General features: G+C 71.2%; 16 protein-coding genes, 1 tRNA gene and 1 pseudogene. 11 read left to right on the plus strand and 7 right to left on the minus strand.

The window, feature by feature from the left end; all coding sequences use genetic code 11:
• Nucleotides 1-109: 109 nt before the first annotated feature.
• Both ACIQ8J_RS04980 and ACIQ8J_RS04985 read right to left on the minus strand, forming a co-directional pair.
• Nucleotides 110-679: a GPR1/FUN34/YaaH family transporter gene (locus ACIQ8J_RS04980; protein WP_403264923.1), complete on the minus strand. Its 570-nt coding sequence runs from the start codon at nt 677-679 to the stop codon at nt 110-112.
• 165 nt (nt 680-844) lie between these two features.
• Nucleotides 845-1,366 carry a universal stress protein gene (locus ACIQ8J_RS04985; protein WP_403264926.1) on the minus strand — a complete coding sequence of 174 codons (522 nt, stop codon included), beginning with the start codon at nt 1,364-1,366 and terminating at the stop codon, nt 845-847.
• A gap of 443 nt (nt 1,367-1,809) precedes the next feature.
• Between ACIQ8J_RS04985 and ACIQ8J_RS04990 the strand changes: the two genes are divergently transcribed.
• The 4 genes and pseudogenes from ACIQ8J_RS04990 to ACIQ8J_RS05005 all read left to right on the plus strand — a co-directional run bounded on the left by ACIQ8J_RS04990 (nt 1,810) and on the right by ACIQ8J_RS05005 (nt 4,582).
• Nucleotides 1,810-2,130, plus strand: coding sequence for a hypothetical protein (locus ACIQ8J_RS04990; RefSeq protein ID WP_403264929.1), 321 nt, complete (start codon nt 1,810-1,812; stop codon nt 2,128-2,130).
• Nucleotides 2,131-2,516: 386 nt separating this feature from the next.
• Nucleotides 2,517-3,763, plus strand: a pseudogene (locus tag ACIQ8J_RS04995) (helix-turn-helix domain-containing protein).
• Between the two features lie 10 nt (nt 3,764-3,773).
• Complete coding sequence (gene orn / locus ACIQ8J_RS05000) at nt 3,774-4,376, plus strand: oligoribonuclease (protein ID WP_403264934.1); 603 nt, start codon at nt 3,774-3,776, stop codon at nt 4,374-4,376.
• A 133-nt stretch (nt 4,377-4,509) separates the two neighbouring features.
• Nucleotides 4,510-4,582: transfer RNA gene (locus tag ACIQ8J_RS05005), tRNA-His, on the plus strand.
• 99 nt (nt 4,583-4,681) lie between these two features.
• Here the strand turns inward: ACIQ8J_RS05005 and ACIQ8J_RS05010 are convergent.
• Entirely contained in the window at nt 4,682-5,713 is a 1,032-nt protein-coding gene (locus ACIQ8J_RS05010; RefSeq protein WP_403264937.1) for a LacI family DNA-binding transcriptional regulator, read from the minus strand.
• A 233-nt stretch (nt 5,714-5,946) separates the two neighbouring features.
• Between ACIQ8J_RS05010 and ACIQ8J_RS05015 the strand changes: the two genes are divergently transcribed.
• Genes ACIQ8J_RS05015 through ACIQ8J_RS05040 form a run of 6 tightly spaced genes read left to right on the plus strand, consistent with a single transcriptional unit; the run spans nt 5,947 to nt 13,083 of the window.
• On the plus strand, nt 5,947-7,284 hold the full coding sequence (locus ACIQ8J_RS05015; RefSeq protein WP_403264940.1) for an extracellular solute-binding protein: 1,338 nt from the start codon (nt 5,947-5,949) through the stop codon (nt 7,282-7,284).
• Between the two features lie 2 nt (nt 7,285-7,286).
• Complete coding sequence (locus ACIQ8J_RS05020; RefSeq protein ID WP_403264943.1) at nt 7,287-8,282, plus strand: carbohydrate ABC transporter permease; 996 nt, start codon at nt 7,287-7,289, stop codon at nt 8,280-8,282.
• On the plus strand, nt 8,240-9,121 hold the full coding sequence (locus ACIQ8J_RS05025; protein ID WP_403265260.1) for a carbohydrate ABC transporter permease: 882 nt from the start codon (nt 8,240-8,242) through the stop codon (nt 9,119-9,121). Before ACIQ8J_RS05020 ends, ACIQ8J_RS05025 begins: the two co-directional genes overlap by 43 nt.
• A gap of 39 nt (nt 9,122-9,160) precedes the next feature.
• The gene (locus tag ACIQ8J_RS05030; RefSeq protein ID WP_403264946.1) at nt 9,161-10,573 is read left to right on the plus strand and encodes a GH1 family beta-glucosidase; all 1,413 of its coding nucleotides are present in this window, start codon (nt 9,161-9,163) and stop codon (nt 10,571-10,573) included.
• A 40-nt stretch (nt 10,574-10,613) separates the two neighbouring features.
• The gene (locus ACIQ8J_RS05035; protein ID WP_403264949.1) at nt 10,614-12,263 is read left to right on the plus strand and encodes a bifunctional aspartate transaminase/aspartate 4-decarboxylase; all 1,650 of its coding nucleotides are present in this window, start codon (nt 10,614-10,616) and stop codon (nt 12,261-12,263) included.
• A 52-nt stretch (nt 12,264-12,315) separates the two neighbouring features.
• Nucleotides 12,316-13,083: a MerR family transcriptional regulator gene (locus tag ACIQ8J_RS05040; protein WP_403264952.1), complete on the plus strand. Its 768-nt coding sequence runs from the start codon at nt 12,316-12,318 to the stop codon at nt 13,081-13,083.
• A gap of 222 nt (nt 13,084-13,305) precedes the next feature.
• Here the strand turns inward: ACIQ8J_RS05040 and ACIQ8J_RS05045 are convergent, their stop codons facing one another.
• The 3 genes from ACIQ8J_RS05045 to ACIQ8J_RS05055 form a co-directional block, all read right to left on the minus strand.
• The gene (locus ACIQ8J_RS05045) at nt 13,306-14,799 is read right to left on the minus strand and encodes a cellulose binding domain-containing protein (RefSeq protein WP_403264954.1); all 1,494 of its coding nucleotides are present in this window, start codon (nt 14,797-14,799) and stop codon (nt 13,306-13,308) included.
• A gap of 406 nt (nt 14,800-15,205) precedes the next feature.
• Nucleotides 15,206-16,585 carry a sensor histidine kinase gene (locus ACIQ8J_RS05050; protein WP_403264956.1) on the minus strand — a complete coding sequence of 460 codons (1,380 nt, stop codon included), beginning with the start codon at nt 16,583-16,585 and terminating at the stop codon, nt 15,206-15,208.
• Nucleotides 16,582-17,271: a response regulator transcription factor gene (locus tag ACIQ8J_RS05055; protein ID WP_403264958.1), complete on the minus strand. Its 690-nt coding sequence runs from the start codon at nt 17,269-17,271 to the stop codon at nt 16,582-16,584. The genes ACIQ8J_RS05050 and ACIQ8J_RS05055 overlap by 4 nt, the downstream gene beginning before the upstream one ends.
• A 99-nt stretch (nt 17,272-17,370) precedes the next feature.
• On the opposite strand from ACIQ8J_RS05055, the gene ACIQ8J_RS05060 reads away from it, so the two are divergent.
• Nucleotides 17,371-17,928 carry a hypothetical protein gene (locus ACIQ8J_RS05060; protein ID WP_403264961.1) on the plus strand — a complete coding sequence of 186 codons (558 nt, stop codon included), beginning with the start codon at nt 17,371-17,373 and terminating at the stop codon, nt 17,926-17,928.
• Nucleotides 17,929-17,937: 9 nt separating this feature from the next.
• Here the strand turns inward: ACIQ8J_RS05060 and ACIQ8J_RS05065 are convergent, their stop codons facing one another.
• On the minus strand, nt 17,938-18,795 hold the full coding sequence (locus tag ACIQ8J_RS05065; RefSeq protein WP_403264963.1) for a spermidine synthase: 858 nt from the start codon (nt 18,793-18,795) through the stop codon (nt 17,938-17,940).
• Between the last annotated feature and the right edge of the window lie 53 nt (nt 18,796-18,848).

Here is an 18,848-nt window from a genome sequence, read left to right on the forward strand (position 1 = left end):
GCACACGGGCAGGTAGTCCGTAGACACACGAAAGGGCGACCCCGGCCGGCCGGCGGGGGTCGCCCTTCTGCGTGCCGGCGCTGCCCAAGCACCGGCCTGCGGCTGCCTGTTAACCGGTGGCCGTCACTCCCCGGCCGGCAGCGCGTCGGGGCATCGCGGTCGGCCAGTCGGCGAGCGAGGCCGTCGCCCCGTACCAGGCCACCGCGCCCGCGACCGCGGCGACCCAGCCCGCGGCCTTGGCGAGGAATCCGCTGTCGGCGAACTGGCCGATGGCCAGCACCACAAGGGCCACGAAGAGCAGTCCGTACGTGCCCTGCCTGAAGAGCCCGCCGCCCGCCGAACCCGCCGCCAGGCTCAGCGCCAGGAGCGCGAAGAGAACCAGGAAGAGGCCGGAGGCGTTGGCCGAGACCCTGGTCTGCGCACCCGCGGCCCAGGTGAACCAGAAGGCGCCCAGACCCACGAAGGCGGTGCCGGTGGACGCGTCGTGGTCGCGGAAGGCGAGGACGCCGAGGATGAACAGGCCGATGCCGCCGACGTAGGTCGCTATGGAGACCGAGTCGGCCACGGTCACGCCGTGGACGACACGGGTGTTGCCGAGGCCGAAGGCCAGCAGGGTGAGTCCGAGGGCGAGGTGACCGAGCGTGGAGGTGGTGCTTCCCGCGGAGACTTCGTTGTCCACGGCGGGCTCCCTTCAGATGCGGTTGTACTGCTTCCCAGCGAGCCTTATGTACCCTTCACAAGGGCACAATCCACCCCTACGCATGGGTAGATTCGCTTGCAGGCAAAGGGAGTTGACGCTTCATCAGCGAAACGTCAGTCCGGTCTCGACTGGGACAACGCCCGATTACGGGATGACGACGACCGGGCGCTGGGCGCGGCGCGCGAGGCGGCCCGCGACGGAGCCGAAGATCCGCCCGACGAGGCCGTGCGTGGAGCCGACGACGATCGCGTCCGCCGCGTACTCGCGCCCGACTTCTTCCAGTTCGTGGCAGATGTCGCCGCCGCGCTCGACCAGGATCCAGGGGACCTCGGCGAGGTAGTCGGCGCAGGCGAGTTCGAGGCCGAGCACCTCGGTGCGGTGGTCCGGCACGTCCACGAAGACCGGTGGCTCACAGCCCGCCCACACCGTGGTGGGCAGCCGGTTCGCGACATGGACGATGATCAGGCCGGAGCCGGACCGCTTGGCCATGCCGATGGCGTAGGCGAGCGCACGCTCACTGGACGTCGAGCCGTCGAAGCCGACGACGACGCCGTGACGGAACGCGGGGTCGCAGGAATGACGTGGTTCTGTCGCCGCCTGGAGGTCCGACGCGGGGTCGGCTACCTGCTTGCGGTCCGCGGGTTCGGAGAATTCGTGACCGGCCATGGGTGTCTCGGCGAAGGAGGTCCTCAGTCGGGGGACAGCGGGGACAAGAGTTCAACAACAAGTCGGCGGCGGAGCTGTGTCCGGGAATCATCTTCCCAACCCCATACCCCCAAGGGTACGGCGACACTCCCCTCCTGCCCAGAGCCCGCCGAACCTACTCGGCGTTCCCCGGAGCATGCACGAGCCCGTCCCGGATGGCAATGCCCGGTGGCCTCTACAGCGGTCGCCTCGACCGGTTCTGCGCCTCCGCACTGATGATCTTCCAGTGACCGGACCGGCCCTGCCGCGTTAGGCACGCGGTCCCCCGACACCGATCAGGAAGCAGCTTCCCCGTGCCCGCTCCCCCGGTCGCCAGGCTCTCCGCTCCGACCGCTCCGACCGGCTCCCACCGCCGCGTGCCCGGACCGCCGTCCGCGGCCGAATCCGTACGTACCAACCGGTCCGTGAACACAGAACCACTCTCGGCCGCCGCCGGACCCCCCGCCGACCCGGCGGGCGAGGTCGTGCGGTGGGCGGCGTTCAGCTGCGTGCTGGTGCCGGTCGTGCTCGTCGTGTACGGGTCCTCGTTCGCCGGGGCGACCGGCTCCGCGCTGGGTCTGGCGGCCGTGACAACGGCGTGCCGGCTGCTGCTGCGCCAGTCCGAGCGGGCGGCCGCCCGAGAGCTCGAACAGGGGGTGCTTCCGACGTCCGGGCGGCACGCCCGAGTGGGCCCCGGAAGGCATCGCTGTGGGCGCCACACCGGGTGCTGTCCACCGGAAGACTGAGGCGTTCGCACGCCTGCACCCATACATTTTCAGCCAACTTCCCCCAGTGGCGGATTCCTTGGCGAAATGGCCTACCAACCCCCTTGCCACCAGGGAGGAAAGGACCATTGGGGCCGCTTGCACCATACGGGTACGGGCCATCCCTATGAGGCGCACTTCCCTGCGGGCCCCGCGGGTGAAACGCTTCGTGATCGAATGCTTCGCGCCACGTTGCCTTGTCGACATAGCGCTGGGTGCCGGACTTGTCACGCCGGCGCCACGGGACGCAGTAGATTCGATCATGCGTATCGAAGGCTGGGGACTCGTGCAAAACCGAGGGGAAAAGTGCAGGAGCGACAGGCCCGACAGGAACGGGGAGCCGCGAACACCGAGGGGGGCTTAGCGCCATGAGCCAGGACTCCGCTGCCGCATCACCGGAGACCACAAAGAAGCTGGCCGGCCGCCGACGCCGGGAAGTCGTCGCCGTACTGCTGTTCAGCGGCGGCCCCATCTTCGAAAGTTCCATTCCGCTCTCCGTGTTCGGAATCGACCGACAGGACGCGGGAGTTCCACGCTACCGACTGCTGGTGTGCGCGGGTGAGGAAGGACCTCTGCGGACCACAGGGGGACTCGAACTCACCGCGCCCTACGGTCTGGAAGCGATCAGCAGGGCGGGAACGGTGGTGGTGCCCGCGTGGCGTTCCATCACCTCGCCGCCACCGGCCGCGGCGCTCGACGCGCTGCGCCGGGCTCACGAGGAGGGGGCAAGAATCGTCGGTCTGTGCACCGGGGCGTTCGTGCTCGCCGCGGCCGGTCTGCTGGCCGGCCGGCGACGACGCACTGGATGTACGCGCCGACACTGGCCAAACGGTATCCATCAGTACACGTGGACCCGAGGGAGCTCTTCGTCGACGACGGGGACGTCCTCACATCGGCCGGAACGGCGGCCGGAATCGATCTCTGTCTCCACATCGTGCGGACGGACCACGGCAGTGAGGCGGCCGGCGCGCTGGCCCGCCGACTTGTCGTGCCGCCGCGCCGGAGCGGTGGGCAGGAGCGCTATCTCGACAGGTCTTTACCTGAGGAGATCGGCTCCGACCCGCTGGCCGAGGTCGTCGCCTGGGCGCTGGAACACCTCCACGAGCAGTTCGACGTGGAGACCCTGGCCGCACGGGCGTACATGAGCCGCCGCACCTTCGACCGTCGTTTCCGCTCGCTGACCGGATCGGCCCCGCTCCAGTGGCTGATCACCCAGCGGGTCCTGCAGGCCCAGCGCCTGCTGGAGACGTCGGACTACTCGGTGGACGAGGTCGCGGGCCGCTGCGGCTTCCGGTCGCCGGTCGCGCTGCGCGGGCACTTCCGCCGCCAGCTCGGCTCGTCCCCGGCGTCCTACCGGGCGGCGTACCGGGCGCGGCGTCCGCAACCGGATCCCGTGGGAAGTGTCGTCGCGGTGCCGATGCCGACCGCGCTGCCGGAGACCGTTGTGCCCCAGGCGCTGCCACAGGCCCGGCGGACGGCGGCGGCCAGCGCGGTGGTGGGGCCCACGGCCACCTCGCACGCTCCGCCGGAACCGGGGAAACCCAGCTCCGACCTGTACGCCTCCGGCTACGCGGGTGGTCGTCCGAGTCTGCCCGGCCAGCGGAGCGCCCCGTAGGGTAGGACGCATGAACGACCGCATGGTGTGGATCGACTGCGAGATGACCGGGCTCTCGCTGACGGACGACGCACTTATCGAGGTGGCCGCACTGGTCACCGACTCGGAGCTGAACGTGCTCGGTGAAGGGGTGGACATCGTGATCCGTCCCCCCGACGCCGCGCTGGAGACCATGCCGGAGGTGGTGCGCACCATGCACACCGCCTCCGGGCTCCTCGACGAGCTGGCCGGCGGCACCACGCTGGCGGACGCCGAGGCGCAGGTCCTGGCGTACGTACGTGAGCACGTCAAGGAGCCGGGCAAGGCGCCGCTGTGCGGAAACTCGGTCGGCACCGACCGCGGCTTCCTGCTGCGGGACATGCCGAGCCTGGAGTCCCACCTCCACTACCGGATCGTGGACGTCTCCTCCGTGAAGGAGCTCGCCCGCCGCTGGTACCCGCGGGCGTACTTCAACAGCCCGGACAAGAACGGCAACCACCGGGCGCTGGCGGACATCCGCGAATCCATCGCGGAGCTCCGCTACTACCGCGAGGCGATCTTCGTCCCGCAGCCGGGCCCGGACTCGGACGCCGCGAAGGCCATCGCGGCAAAGCACGTCCTGCCTGCGGAGTAGTCCTCCGGAGGCGGTCCGGGAGGGTGCCTCGAAACATGTGCGCGAGCACCCTCCCGGACCCTGTACACTTTTTCTCGGCCGGTAGGGAAGCCCCCAGGGACTTCCCAAGACCACAACAGTCCGGTCATGCATGGTGGGTATAGCTCAGCTGGTAGAGCACCTGGTTGTGGTCCAGGATGTCGCGGGTTCGAGTCCCGTTACTCACCCTGAACGAGGAGGGCCCGATCCGTGAAAACGGATCGGGCCCTCCTCGCGTCCCGACCGTCTCCGTACCGCCGGAAGGCGCCCCGCGCCACCGTCGCCCCCTAAGAAGACGCCCGCACCACCAGTTCCGTAGGCAGCACCAGCCGTGGGCGCTTCGGCTGGGGGGCGGTTATCTGGGTCAGGAGTAGTTCCGCCATCGCTCGGCCCATTTCTTCGATCGGCTGGCGCACGCTCGTCAGGGGCGGGTCCATGTGGCGGGCTATCGCCGAGTCGTCGAAGCCGATCAGGGCTATGTCCTCGGGGATGCGGCGGCCGTGTTCGCGCAGGATCTGGCGGGCGCCGGAGGCCATCACGTCCGAGGCGGCGAAGACCGCGTCCAGGGCCGGGCAGCGTGCCAGGAGTTCGGTCATCGCGCGGCGGCCGCCCTCCTCGGTGAAGTCGGCCTGCGCGGTCAGTTCGCCCAGGCCGGACTCGGCGAGGGCCGCCCGGTAGCCGTCCAGACGGCAGCGGGCGCCGTACACGTCGAGCGGTCCGGTGATGGTCGCTATCGCGCGCCGGCCGCGGGCGAGCAGATGGGCGACGGCGGTGCGGGCGCCCTCGAAGTTGTCGGAGTCGACCGAGGCGAGCGGCTCGTCCTCGCAGCGGCGGCCGCTGATGACCACCGGGATGCCGAGTTGTTCCAGGAGTTCGGGGAGGGGGTCGTCCGCGTGGACCGAGACCAGGAGGACGCCGTCGACTCGGTGCGAGGCCAGGTACTGGGCCAGTCTGCGGCGCTCGCGGTCGCCGCCCACCAGGGTGAGCAGCAGCTGCATCTCGGTGTCGGCCAGGGCCGCGCCCACCCCGCGCACGATGTCGGAGAAGTACGGCTCGGCGAAGAAGCGGGCCTCTGGCTCGGGGACGACCAGGGCGATCGCGTCGGTGCGGTTGGCGGCCAGGGCGCGGGCCGCGCGGTTGGGTACGTAGCCGAGTTCGGCGACGGCCGCCTCCACCGCGGCGCGGGTCTCGTCGCTGACCCGCGGCGAACCGTTGATCACCCGGGACACGGTGCCCCGGCCGACCCCGGCCCTGGCCGCCACTTCCTCAAGGGTGGGCCGTCCCGCGCCCCGGCCCCGGACCGTGCGAACTGCCGCCATGTCTGCCTCCCCAACGCGCCAATCTCCGGTGAACGTAACAGCACGAGGTGATCGGAGAGCGCCAACAACTGTCATCGCGCGGTCCCTTGACACCCCGACAAGTAGCCGCAACCCTTCAACACATCACGGCTGGGAGCGCTCCCACACTAGAGGACCCCTACACCTTTCGCATACCTTCCGCCCGCGGCGACGCGCCTCAATCGGCTTGGCCCGGACGACAGTTGGAGGAAGCAATGCGCACGCGTACACACATCGGCAGACGACTGGCGGCCTTCGCGGCCGTGGCCGCGGTCGGCACCGGGCTGCTCGCCGGCTGTGCCCATGACGGCAAGGAGCAGGCGGGCGCGACGGCGGGAGGCGGCGAAGGCGGGGGCGGGGCGAAGACCACCCTCACCGTCGGTGTCTTCGGCGCCTTCGGTCTGAAGGAGGCCGGGCTCTACGACGCGTACACGAAGCTCCACCCGGACATCGAGATCAAGCAGACCTCGATCGAGCGGAACGAGAACTACTACTCGCAGCTGCTGACCCATCTCGGCTCCGGCAGCGGGCTCGCCGACATCCAGGCCGTCGAGGTCGACAACATCGCGGAGGTCACCGCGACCCAGGGCGCCAAGCTGGAGGACCTGTCCAAGGCGCCGGGCGTCGCCAAGGACGCCTTCCTGCCGTGGAAGTGGGCGCAGGCCACCACCAAGGACGACAAGACGGTCGGTCTCGGCACCGACATCGGGCCGCAGGGCATCTGCTACCGCAAGGACCTGTTCGCCAAGGCCTCTCTGCCCACCGACCGCGAGGCCGTGGGCAGGCTGTGGGCGGGCGACTGGAGCAAGTACCTGGAGGTCGGCAAGCGGTACAAGGCCAAGGCCCCGGCGGGCAGCGCCTTCGTGGACTCCGCCTCGGGGGTGCTGGCCTCGGTCACCGGGTCGAGCGCCACCCGGTTCTACGGCGCCGACGGCAAGGTCGTCTACAAGACCAACCCCGCCGTGAAGCAGGCCTGGGACACCGCGGCCGCGTTCGCGACCAACGGGCTGACCGCCAGGCTCCAGCAGTTCCAGCCGACCTGGGACCAGGGCTTCGCCAACGCCTCCTTCGCCACCGTCTCCTGCCCGGCGTGGATGCTCGGCTACATCCAGGACAAGGCGGGCGCCTCGGGCAAGGACCAGTGGGACGTGGCCGCCGCGCCCAAGCCCTCCAACTGGGGCGGCTCCTTCCTCGTCGTGCCGTCGGCCGGCCGGCACAAGGCCGAGGCGGCCAGGCTCGCGGCCTGGCTGACCGAGCCCGCCCAGCAGGCCGTCCTGTTCGAGAAGCGCGGCAGCTTCCCGAGCGCCAAGGCCGCGTACGCACTGCCCTCGGTCGCGGGCGCCCAGCACGCCTACTTCGGCAACGCGCCCATCGGCCAGATCTTCGCGAAGGCCGCCGAGGGCACCCCGGTCCAGATCCTCGGCCCGAAGGACCTGATCATCTCGCAGAACCTCGCGGACATCGGCATGCTCCAGGTCGACCAGAAGGGCAAGTCGCCGCAGCAGGGCTGGGACGCCGCGGTGAAGGCGATCGACAACGCGCTGGACCAGTGACGATGGCGAGCGACACCACGGCCGCCGTACCCTCCCCCGGTCCCGGGCAGGAGGGCACGGCCCCCGCCCGCGTCCGCGCCGAGGAGCGGCGCAGCCGCCGCTACCGGCGCGATGTGCACTGGAGTCCGTACGCGTTCATCGCGCCCTTCTTCGTGTTCTTCGCCGCCTTCGGCCTCTTCCCGCTGCTCTACACCGGCTGGGCCTCGCTGCACCAGGTCGAGCTGACCGCGCCGAACGACATGACGTGGGTGGGGCTGCGCAACTTCTCGCGGCTCCTGTCGGACGACTTCTTCTGGAACGCGCTGAAGAACACCTTCACCATCGGCCTCCTGTCCACCGTGCCGCAGCTGCTCATCGCGCTCGGCATCGCGCATCTGCTCAACTACAGGCTGCGCGGCTCGATGTTCTTCCGGGTCGCCGTGCTCACTCCGTACGCGACGAGTGTGGCGGCCGCGACGCTGGTGTTCGTGCTGCTCTTCGGGCGCGACTACGGGATGGTCAACTGGGCGCTGGGTCTGGTCGGTTTCGACCACATCGACTGGCAGAACGGCGGCTGGAGTTCACAGGTCGCCGTCTCCACCATCGTCATCTGGCGGTGGACCGGTTACAACGCGCTGATCTATCTGGCCGCCATGCAGGCGGTGCCCGCCGATCTGTACGAGTCGGCCGCGCTCGACGGGGCCTCGCGGTGGCAGCAGTTCCTCCATGTGACCGTCCCGTCGCTGCGGCCGACGATCCTGTTCACCGCGGTCGTCTCGACCATCGGCGCGACCCAGCTGTTCGGCGAGCCGCTCCTGTTCAACGGCGCCGCGGGGGCCACCGGCGGCTCGGACCACCAGTTCCAGACGCTGGGCCTCTACCTGTACGAGCAGGGCTGGGTGAATCTGCACCTGGGCCGGGCCTCGGCGATCGCCTGGGCGATGTTCCTGATCCTGCTCCTCATCGGCGCGGTGAACTGGTTCGTCTCCCGCACGTTGCGCAAGGGGATGACGAGTTGACCGCCCAGCGTGCCGGACGCCAGCTGCACGGCGGCCGCCTCACCTACGCCGTCCTGACCGTGTTCACCGCCGGATCGCTCTTCCCGCTGATCTGGACGGCGGTGGCCGCCTCCCGCACCAACACCCGCCTCGCGCAGACTCCCCCGCCGTTCTGGTTCGGCCAGAACCTGTTCAAGAACCTCCAGATCGCCTGGACCGACGCCAACATGGGCACGGCCCTGCTCAACACCACGATCGTGGCGGGCTCGATCGCCGCGGGCACGGTGTTCTTCTCCACGCTGGCGGGCTTCGCCTTCGCCAAGCTCCGCTTCCGCTTCAAGAACCTGCTGCTGCTCCTGGTGATCGGCACGATGATGGTGCCGCCGCAGCTCAGCGTCGTACCGCTGTACATGCTGGTCGCCAAGCTGTCCTGGACCGACCAGCTCCAGGCCGTCATCCTGCCCACCCTGGTCAGCGCGTTCGGGGTGTTCTTCATGCGGCAGTACCTGGTGGAGGCGCTGCCCACCGAGCTGGTCGAGGCGGCCCGGGTGGACGGGGCGGGCAGCTGGCGGGTGGTGTGGCACATCGTGTTCCCGGTCGCCCGGCCCGCGATGGCGGTGCTCGGGATGCTCACCTTCGTGATGGCCTGGAACGACTTCTTCTGGCCGATCATCGCGCTGACCCAGAACGGCAGCCCCACCGTCCAGGTGGCCCTCACCGGCCTCGGCCGCGGCTTCATCCCCGACCAGTCGGTCATCATGGCCGGCGCCCTGCTCGGCACGCTGCCGCTGCTGCTCGCGTTCGTCCTGTTCGGGCGGCAGATCGTGGGCGGCATCATGCAGGGCGCGGTCAAGGGCTGAGCCAAGTCCCCTTATTCATCCGCATGTTGGGAGTGTCGTATGTCCGACCGCTTTCCGCCCGGGTTCCTCTGGGGCGCCGCCACCTCCGCCTACCAGATCGAGGGGGCGGTGGGGGAGGACGGCCGCACGCCGTCGATCTGGGACACCTTCAGCCACACCCCGGGCAGAGTCGCCGACGGCGACACCGGTGACCTCGCGGTGGACCACTACCACCGCTGGCGCGAGGACGTCGCGCTGATGGCGGAGCTCGGCCTCACCTCGTACCGCTTCTCCGTCTCCTGGCCGCGGGTGCAGCCCACCGGGCGCGGGCCCGCCGTCCAGCTCGGCCTGGACTTCTACCGGCGCCTTGCCGACGAGCTCCTCGACCACGGGATCGCGCCCGCGCTCACCCTCTACCACTGGGACCTGCCGCAGGAACTGGAGGACGCCGGCGGCTGGCCGGAGCGGGACACCGCGTACCGCTTCGCGGAGTACGCGGCGCTGGTCGCCGGCGCGCTCGGCGACCGGGTGGAGCGGTGGATCACCCTCAACGAGCCCTGGTGCAGCGCCTTTCTGGGGTACGCGTCCGGGGTGCACGCACCCGGGCGGACCGACCCGGCGGCCGCGCTGCGCGCCGCCCACCACCTCAATCTGGCGCACGGGGAGGCGACCCTCGCGCTGCGCGGTGCGATGCCGGCCCGCAACCAGGTCGCGGTGAGCCTCAACTCCTCGGTGGTCAGGCCGCTTTCGCGGGATCCGGCGGATCTGGCGGCGGTGCGCAGGATCGACGACCTGGCCAACGGCGTCTTCCACGGGCCGATGCTGCACGGCGCCTACCCCCGGGACCTGTTCGCGGACACCGCCTCCGTGACCGACTGGTCGTTCGTGCACGACGGCGATCTGCGCGCGATCCACCAGCCGCTCGACGCGCTCGGCCTCAACTACTACACGACCGCCCTGGTGTCGGCGGCCGAGCCCGACCCGGCCGGACGGCGCGCGGACGGCCACGGCGCGAGCGCCCACTCGCCCTGGCCGGGCGCCGCTTCGGTCGCCTTCCACCAGCCGCCGGGCGAGCAGACCGCGATGGGCTGGACCATCGACCCGTCGGGCCTGTACGACCTGCTGCTCCGCTACACCCGCGAGGCGCCGGGGCTGCCGCTCCTGGTCACCGAGAACGGCGCGGCCTGCGACGACGAGCCCGGCCCCGACGGCACGGTGCACGACGCGGACCGCATCCGCTATCTGCACGGCCATCTCGCGATGGTGCGCCGGGCGATCGAGGCGGGCGCGGACGTGCGGGGCTACTACCTCTGGTCGCTGATGGACAACTTCGAGTGGTCGTACGGGTACGGCAAGCGGTTCGGCGCGGTGTACGTGGACTACGAGAGCCTGGCGCGCACCCCGAAGTCGAGCGCCCGCTGGTACGCGGCGCTGGCCCGCACGGGTGAACTGCCCGAGCCGCCCGGGGCCTGACGCCCTCCTGCGCGAGCGCCGGCGTACCTAATGATGTTCCGTGCCCAGGACCAGCTTCACCCGTGAGGAAATCCAGTCCTTCGCGCGGCTCTCGCCGTTCGAGCTGAAGGACAAGTTCATCGAGATCGCGCAGGCGGTCCAGGCTGACGAGCCCGGCCAGAAGGAGAAGTCGGCGCGGCAGATGCTGAACGCGGGCCGCGGCAACCCGAACTGGGTCGCCACCGGACCGCGCGAGGCGTTCCACGCGCTCGGCTACTTCGCGCTCTCGGAGTCCCGCCGGGTGTGGACCGCCGACGACCTCGGCGGCATGCCCGAGAAGCGGGGCGCGGCCGACCGCTTCGACTCGTACGTGCGCGGGCACCCGGACCTGCCCGGCATCGAACTGCTCCAGAGGTGCGTCGAGTACGCCGTCGAACGGTTCGGCTTCGACCGGGACGAGTTCGTGCACGAGCTGACGGACAGCTCGATCGGCGACAACTACCCGGTGCCCGACCGGATGCTGGTGCACGCCGAGCGGATCGTGCGCGGATACCTCGCCGACGAGCTGTTCGACCGGCGGCCCCCCGAGGGCACCCTGTCGCTGTTCGCCACCGAGGGCGGCACGGCGGCCATGTGCTACGTCTTCGACTCCCTGCTGAAGAACGGGATCCTGAGGAAGGGCGACCGGATCGCCCTGATGGTGCCGGTGTTCACCCCGTACGTCGAGATCCCCGAGCTCGACACCTACGAGTTCGACGTGGTGTACGTGGAGGCGAGCCTGTTCGCCGAGACCGGGGTGCGCGAGTGGCGCTATCCGACCGAGGAGGTGGCCAAGCTCGCCGACCCGTCGGTGAAGCTGGTGTGCCTCGTCAACCCGTCCAACCCGCCCTCGCTCGCGCTCAGCGACCGGGTCACGGACCAGATCAAGGACATCGTCGCCACGCGGAACCCGAACCTGCTGATCGTCACCGACGACGTGTACGGAACGTTCGTGGCGGGCTTCCGCTCGATCGCCGCCGAACTCCCCCGCAACACCCTGCTCGTCTACTCGTACTCCAAGCACTACGGCTGCACCGGCCACCGCCTCGGGCTGATCGGCCTGTACGACGACAACGTGATCGACGAGCTGATCGCCACGCTGCCCGCCGCCGAGCGGGAACGGCTGGACAAGCGGTACGGGACGCTGAGCCTGGAGCCCGCGAAGATCCGGTTCATCGACCGCATGGTCGCCGACTCGCGGCAGGTCGCCCTCAACCACACCGCCGGGCTCTCGCTGCCCCAGCAGGTGATGATGGTGCTGTTCTCGCTGTTCGACATGCTGGACGAGGGCCAGGCGTACAAGCAGCGCGTCCGCGCGATCGTCCGCCAGCGGCTCGGCCTCCTCCTGGAGGGCGCCCAGATGAAGATCGCCGACGATCCCCGGCGGGCGGCCTACTACATCGAGCTCGATCTGCTCGCGGAGGCCGAGCGCGTCCACGGCAAGGACTTCGCGGCGTTCCTGGAGAGGACCTACGAGCCCGTCGACCCGCTGTTCCGGCTCGCCGAGCAGACCAGTGTGGTGCTGCTCAACGGCGGCGGCTTCGAGGGCCCCCAGTGGTCGGTCCGGGTCTCGCTCGCCAACCTGGACGACCTCGACTACCTGAAGATCGGCCACCATCTGCGGGCGATCTTCAGCGACTACGCGCAGGAGTGGCAGGCGTCCCTGGGATGAAGGTGCGTGGAGGGCTTGAACCTCACGCCGCGTAAGGATGCAAGGTGGAGCCATGACGGAGACCACCTGGAAGGTGGGGCCGCTGGCCGAGGCCGGCGGGCTCACCGTCCGCACGCTGCACCACTGGGACACCATCGGACTGCTCTCCCCGTCCCGCCGCACCGCCGGGGGCCACCGGGAGTACACCGAGGACGACATCGGCCGGCTCTACCAGGTTCTTGCCCTGCGCGGCCTGGGCCTCGGCCTGGAGACCATCGCCGTGTGCCTGGACTCCGGGGTCGACCCGACCCGGGTCCTGCGCGACCACCGCGAGAGCGTCGAGGCGCACATCGCGGCACTCGCCACGCTGCGGGACAAACTCCTGCGCATCGAGGCGGAGGTGGCGGGCGGCCGGGCGCCGACCGCCTCGGCGGTCCTCGACGCGCTGCGCGCCACCGGCACCGCGGGCCCCGAGGCCGAACAGGCCCTGCGCCGCCACCTCGACGACGATCAGCTGCGGGACCGCGGCACCCGCAGCGCGGCGCTCGGCCCGGCCGCGCACTACCTGCTGGAGGTCGAGTGGCCCGAACTGTACCGGCGGGCCGGGCAGTTGAGGTCCTCGGGCACCCCGCCGACCGATCCGCGGGTACGCAGGCCGGCGACCCGGATGGACGAGCTGAGCGCGCTGTTCAGCGGCGGTGACCGGACGATCTCCACCGGCGTACGGGCCGCCTGGCGCGAGGACCCGGCGGCACTGTCCGGGGACCCTTCGGTCCGTCCCGGCCAGTGGGACGACCTGACGGACTACCTGGACGCGGCCCGCGAGGGAGCCACGCGATGAACAGGTACTCACTGCTGCCGCTCGCACTGATCGCCGTGCCGCTGATGTACCTGCTCGCGGTGTTCGGGTGATCGGGTGGGACGCGGTGCCGGGAGTGGCGGTCGCGGTGGGCGTCGTGGCCCTGACGGGCAGGCCGCGTACGCGCTGAGAGGCGCGCGCCCCGGCCGGACAGGGCAAGGCCTGACCCGGCCGGGATGCACGGCAGTTGGGGCCGGGAGTGGACTACTTGTAGGCGCCGAAGGCCTTCGTGAAGGCCAGCGGTTCCTGGACGATCGAGGAGCAGGTCGGGTCGGCGTAGTTCTTGGCGCCGCCCGAGCACTGCTGGTCGCGGGCGCCGGACCACATGGCGAGCCGGCCGAGGCCCTTGGACTGCGCGAAGTCCACCAGCTTGGTGGCGTCGGCGACGGTGAACGTCTCGGCGTTGACGTCGTTCACGCCGATCATCGGCGTGACGGCGACGGCCTTCCACGCGGCGGCGTCCGACAGACCCAGAACTCCCCTGATCTGAGCCTGAGTTGCGGTGGCGGCCTGGATGGCGTAGTCCCCCATGTCACCGCTGTAGGACGGCCCGTAGTCCATCGCCATGATGTCGACGGCGGACACCCTGACGCCATTCTTCCTGGCGTCGGCGACGAGGTCGACGCCGGGCTGGGTCAGCCCCTCCGGCATCACGGGCAGCGTGAAGGAGACGTCGAGCCCGGGGTGCGACTGCTGGAGCTTCGCGATGGCCTGCGCACGGCGGGTGTTGGCGGCGGTGTCGGGCAGGGCTGCGCCCTCGATGTCGAAGTCGACCTTGGTGAGCTGGTACGCGTCGATGACCTTGCCGTACGCGGCGGCCAGCTCGTCGGCGCTCTTGCACACCAGGCCCAGCTCCGAGCCGGAGGCGCCGCCGAAGGAGACCCGGACGTCGCCGCCCTTGGCGCGCAGCGCGCCGATCTGCGAGGCGACCTTGTCGCTCGCCAGGTCGGTGACCCCGCCCCACAGCGGGGTGCAGCTCCCGCCGGAGGTGACGAAGGCGAGGTTGAACTGCTTGACGCCGGTCTTGTCGGCCGTGCCCGTCAGGTCGTACGTCGGGTAGAGCGAGGTGTCCACGTACGGGGCGAAGGAGGCGCCGGTGGTGGTGCCGGAGCCGGACGACCGACTCGGGGTCGGTATGGCGGTCGCCGACTGCGACGGCGTCGCGGTGGGCTTGGCCGTCGGCCGGGTGGACGCCGACTGCGAGGGCTGCGGGGTGGGCTGTCCGGTGGGGCGGCCGCTGGGCTGCGGGGTGGCGCCGGTGTCGACGGAGCACTTCTCCTGGTTGATGAGACAGCCGGTCGGATCGCCCGCGCTGCCGCCGGCCGAGGTGACGAAGCCGACGGTCACCGACTTGCCCGCCGCGAGGCCGCCCTTGTCCCAGCTGGGCGGCTTCACCGTGACGTGCTGCCCCTTGACGGTCTGGTCGCCGTTCCAGAGCGAGGAGAGCGAGGTGCCGGCCGGCAGGTCGAACTCCAGCGTCCAGTCGGCGAGCGTCTTGCCGGTGTCGTTGGTGATGACGTACTGGCCGGTGTAGCCCCCGGTCCAGCTGCTGGTCTTGGTGTACGCCGCGCCGACCGAGGCGGCCTGCGCGGTGCCGGTGAGCGCGAAGGCCGCGCCGCCGACGACCGCCGCGGCGGCCACCCCGCCGATCACCTTGGTCTTGCCGCTCGCCCTGCGCCGGTGCGTACTGCTGCCCATGCCGTGCCTGCCTCTGCGTTGCTGGGGGGGTGCCCGGGTGCGATTTCCGGGTGCGGCAGCACGCTAGCGATGCGGAATCGGACAAATGCCCAGTTCAGGGCGGGGGTTGGGGATCTTAGGGCGGGCTTAAGGGTGGGATGGGGGGTGGTTAAGCCGGTGGGTTTCCCCTACCCGCCCCTTCCCGCTGTGACACTCTGCGGCTCCGCCGCGCGGCCTCCGGGGGAGTTCATCGGCTGCGGGCCGTGCGTGGCTGGTCGCGCAGTTCCCCGCGCCCCTGGCAGGGTGCATCCCTAGCCTGTCCGGCGCTTGAGGACGAGCGTCCTTCAGACGCGAACGGGGTCTGGGGCGGAGCCCCAGGGTCGTTCACCCCCGGAGGGTCTCGGGAAGGGGCGGGGTGGGGAAATGCTCAGGCGGAGGCACCCCGGCGGGCGCGGCCCCGGAGGCGGTGGCCTCGACGGGTGGGGGTGGCGCCGCCGAGGCCGATCCACAGGCGGACCTCCGTGCCGCCGAGGACGGAGTGGCCGATGCGGACGTCGCCGCCCGTCGACTCCGCGACCCGGCGCACGATGTCGAGGCCGAGCCCCGTAGAGCCGCCCCCGCTGCTCCCCCGCGCCATCGCCGCCCGCGGATCATCGATCCCCGGCCCCGCGTCGGAGACCAGGACGATCACCGCGTCCTCCCCGTTGTGGACGTCCACCGAGAAGGCCGTGCCCTCCGGGGTGTGCCGGAACACGTTGCCGAGCAGCGCGTCGAGTACGGCCACGAGATCGGGCCGGGCCACCGGGATGCGTACCGGCCGGTCCACGCCCGCGAGCCGCACCTCGCGCCCCTCGTCCTCGGCGAGCGCCGACCAGAAGGCCATCCGGTCGAGGATGACCTCGCAGGCGTCGCAGCCGGCTCCCGGCCCGGCCGGCTGCGTCTGGGGCTTGGCGTCCCGCGCGGTACGGATGATGGTGTCGACCTCGCGCTCCAGCTGCTCGACCGCGGCGCGGGTCTGCTCGGCCGCGGGCCCGTCCCCGAGCGAGGCCGCGTTCAGCCGAAGGACGGTCAGCGGCGTACGCAGCCGGTGCGAGAGGTCGGCCGCCAACTCCCGCTCGTTGGCGAGGAGTTGGACCACCTGGTCGGCCATCGAGTTGAAGGCGACGGCCGCCGAGCGCAGTTCCGTCGGCCCCTCCTCCGGGACCCGCGCCCCCAGCTTGCCCTCGCCCAGGTCCTGCGCCGCGCCCGCGAGCCGCTGGGCCGGCTGGACCATGCGCACCCCGAGCCGGTCGGCGACGGCCACGGACCCGATGATCAGGCCGATGCCGACGCCGGCGAGCACCAGCCAGGCCGTCGTCACCCCGTTGCCGACCTCGGCCTCCGGTACGAAGACCTCGACGATCGCGATCTGGCCGGAGCTCAGCGCGGTCGGCTGGAGCAGCGCGGAGCCGCCCGGCACATCCGTGATGGACGCCTTGATGATCTTCCGGGTGGCGTCGAGGTCCTTCTCCGCGGCCCGCCGCCTGCCGATCTCCACCGGCACGCTGCCGGACGCCGCCGGGTCCGCCGGGACGTGCAGGGCCATCCGGTCCTCGGCGCCGGACTGGGTGGAGGCGACGGCCCTCTCCAGGGCGTCGCGGTCGGTGGTGATGGACAGCGTGGGCCCGATCGCCGCGGCCTGCCGCTCGGCGTTGGAGAACGCCCGGTCGCGGGCCATCTCCTTGATGACCATGCCGAGCGGCACCGCGAAGGCGACCACGACCATCACCGTGACCGCGAGGCACACCTTGACCAGCGCCCACCTCACCGCGGGGGCTCCAGCTTCACGCCCACACCGCGCAGGGTGTGCAGATAGCGGGGCCGGGCCGCGGTCTCGCCCAACTTCCTGCGCAGCCACGACAGATGGACGTCGATGGTCTGGTCGTCGCCGTACGACTGCTGCCACACCTCGGCGAGCAGCTCCTTGCGCGGTACGACGACGCCGGGCCGCCCGGCGAGGAAGGCGAGCAGGTCGAACTCGCGCCGGGTCAGATCGAGCTGTACGCCGTCGAGCTCGGCCTGCCGCCGCAGCGGGTCGACGCGGAGCCCGCCGACCCGGAGCACCCGGGACGGCGGCTCGCCCCCGGCCGTGGCGCGCGCCCGGCGCAGCACGGCGGCCATCCGCGCGGAGAGGTGCTCCACCGAGAACGGCTTGGTGAGGTAGTCGTCCGCGCCGTCGTTGAGCAGCCGGACGATCTCCGTCTCGTCGTCCCGAGCGGTCGCGATGATCACCGGTACGTCGGTGATGCCGCGCAGCATCTTCAGCGCCTCGGACCCGTCCAGATCGGGCAGTCCGAGGTCCAGGACGACCACGTCGAAACGGAAATGGGCCACTTCGCGCAGCGCCTCCAGTGCCGTGCCGACGCTCCGTACGGTGTGCGAGGCCTCGGTGAGGTGGCGGATGAGGGCGGAGCGGACAAACTGGTCGTCCTCGACCACGAGCACACTTGCCATGGCCCGCACCGTACGCCATCCGGAGGATCCGGGTCCCCCGCGGGAGTGGGGACGGCCGGGACGGGACACGGCTGGGGCGCGTGGTGCAGTATGGCCCCGATGCACAGAGGACTCGTACACGGATTGGCGTGGTCGCTCGCCACGGGCGCGGCGGTCACGCTCTCCTGGTGGGGTGTCCACACGGTGCTGGCGGGGACCGTCTACGACCCGCCCCGCGCCCTGCCGATCAGCGGCGAAGCGCACACCGCGCAGAGCAACCGGCCCCTGTCGTCCTCGACCCAGCGGCCCAGGGAGGCCTCGCCCTCCCCGACGGCCTCCGCCGCGCAGAAGCCGTCGAAGGGGCCCGAGGACGGGAAGCCGTCGGGCAGCCGCCCGCCGTCGTCCGGCGCCAAGTCGCCCACACCGCCCGCCTCTTCGGGCAATCCGGCCAATTCCGGCAGCGTGCAGGGCTACAACGTCTCGGGCGGCCGGGTGGTCTTCGACCTGGGCGACACCTCGGCCCAACTGGTCTCGGCGACACCCGCGTCGGGCTGGCAGATGGAGCGCTGGATCCAGACCGAGTGGATCCGGGTCACCTTCACGCGCGGCAGCGAGACCGTCTCGGTCTTCTGCACCTGGAACGGCCACCCGCCCATGGTGGAGATCAACAACACCTGACCGGGCGGCTCACCGGAAGGCCGAGGCCGGCGGCGCCGGCGACGGCTTCGCGCCGGCATCGTTCACCGCCGCCGCACCGCCCGTGAAGTCGGCGAGCTCCCGCCCGTGCTGGACGCGGCCGGGGTGCGGGTCGCCCGCGATCCGCCGGGTCAGCTCGGCGACCGGTAGCGGCACGGCCGAGCCGACCAGGACCGCGTTCCCGAACCGCTTGCCGCGCAGCACCGTCGGATCGGCGGCGAGCGCCAGCTCGGGAAAGATCCCGGCGGCGGTCGCGATCTGGCCCCGCAGATGCGCGAGCGGCGGCCCGTCGGCGAGGTTCGCGGCGTACGTCCCGCCCGGCTTCAGCACCCGTCGTACGTCCGCGAGGAACTCGGTGCTGGTCAGATGGGCCGGGGTGCGCGCCCCGCTGAACACATCCGCGATGATCAGGTCGGCCCAGTCGTCCGGAAGCTTGGCGAGCCCGGCGCGGGCGTCCCCGGCGCGGACCCTGATCCGCGCCCCCGGGTCGAGCGGCAGCTCCCGGCGTACGAGCTGGACCAGGGCGGCGTCGAGCTCGACGATCTGCTGGGTGGAGCGGGGGCGGGTGGCCGCGATGTAGCGGGCCAGGGTGAAGGCGCCGCCGCCGAGGTGCAGGACGTTCAGGGCCTGGCCGGGCGGTGCGGCGAGGTCGATGACGTGGCCGAGGCGCCGCTGGTACTCGAAGGTCAGCCGCTGCGGGGCGTCGAGGTCGACGTGGGACTGGGGCGCGCCGTCCAGCAGCAGGGTCCACCCGCCGGTCCGGTCCCGGTCGGGTATGAGTTCCGCCAGACCGCCGTCCACGGGCTCGACCACCGGCTCGGGCCCGCGCCGCCTGCTGCTTTTCGCCATCCGGCCATTATCGACCGTGCCGACAGGTGCCGCCTTCCCGAGCCGTGGGAGCC

The sequence above is a fragment of the Streptomyces sp. NPDC094147 genome (genome assembly GCF_044764265.1).
In the GTDB taxonomy this organism is placed as follows: Bacteria; Actinomycetota; Actinomycetes; order Streptomycetales; family Streptomycetaceae; genus Streptomyces.

What these genes read in the sequence shown, in the direction of transcription:
- ACIQ8J_RS04985 (WP_403264926.1), bottom strand. Translation starts at nt 1,366, where the DNA reads ATGGCCGGTCACGAATTCTCCGAACCCGCGGACCGCAAGCAGGTAGCC.
- orn (WP_403264934.1), top strand. Translation starts at nt 3,774, where the DNA reads ATGAACGACCGCATGGTGTGGATCGACTGCGAGATGACCGGGCTCTCG.
- ACIQ8J_RS05010 (WP_403264937.1), bottom strand. Translation starts at nt 5,713, where the DNA reads ATGGCGGCAGTTCGCACGGTCCGGGGCCGGGGCGCGGGACGGCCCACC.
- ACIQ8J_RS05015 (WP_403264940.1), top strand. Translation starts at nt 5,947, where the DNA reads ATGCGCACGCGTACACACATCGGCAGACGACTGGCGGCCTTCGCGGCC.
- ACIQ8J_RS05020 (WP_403264943.1), top strand. Translation starts at nt 7,287, where the DNA reads ATGGCGAGCGACACCACGGCCGCCGTACCCTCCCCCGGTCCCGGGCAG.
- ACIQ8J_RS05030 (WP_403264946.1), top strand. Translation starts at nt 9,161, where the DNA reads ATGTCCGACCGCTTTCCGCCCGGGTTCCTCTGGGGCGCCGCCACCTCC.
- ACIQ8J_RS05040 (WP_403264952.1), top strand. Translation starts at nt 12,316, where the DNA reads ATGACGGAGACCACCTGGAAGGTGGGGCCGCTGGCCGAGGCCGGCGGG.
- ACIQ8J_RS05045 (WP_403264954.1), bottom strand. Translation starts at nt 14,799, where the DNA reads ATGGGCAGCAGTACGCACCGGCGCAGGGCGAGCGGCAAGACCAAGGTG.
- ACIQ8J_RS05055 (WP_403264958.1), bottom strand. Translation starts at nt 17,271, where the DNA reads ATGGCAAGTGTGCTCGTGGTCGAGGACGACCAGTTTGTCCGCTCCGCC.
- ACIQ8J_RS05060 (WP_403264961.1), top strand. Translation starts at nt 17,371, where the DNA reads ATGCACAGAGGACTCGTACACGGATTGGCGTGGTCGCTCGCCACGGGC.
- ACIQ8J_RS05065 (WP_403264963.1), bottom strand. Translation starts at nt 18,795, where the DNA reads ATGGCGAAAAGCAGCAGGCGGCGCGGGCCCGAGCCGGTGGTCGAGCCC.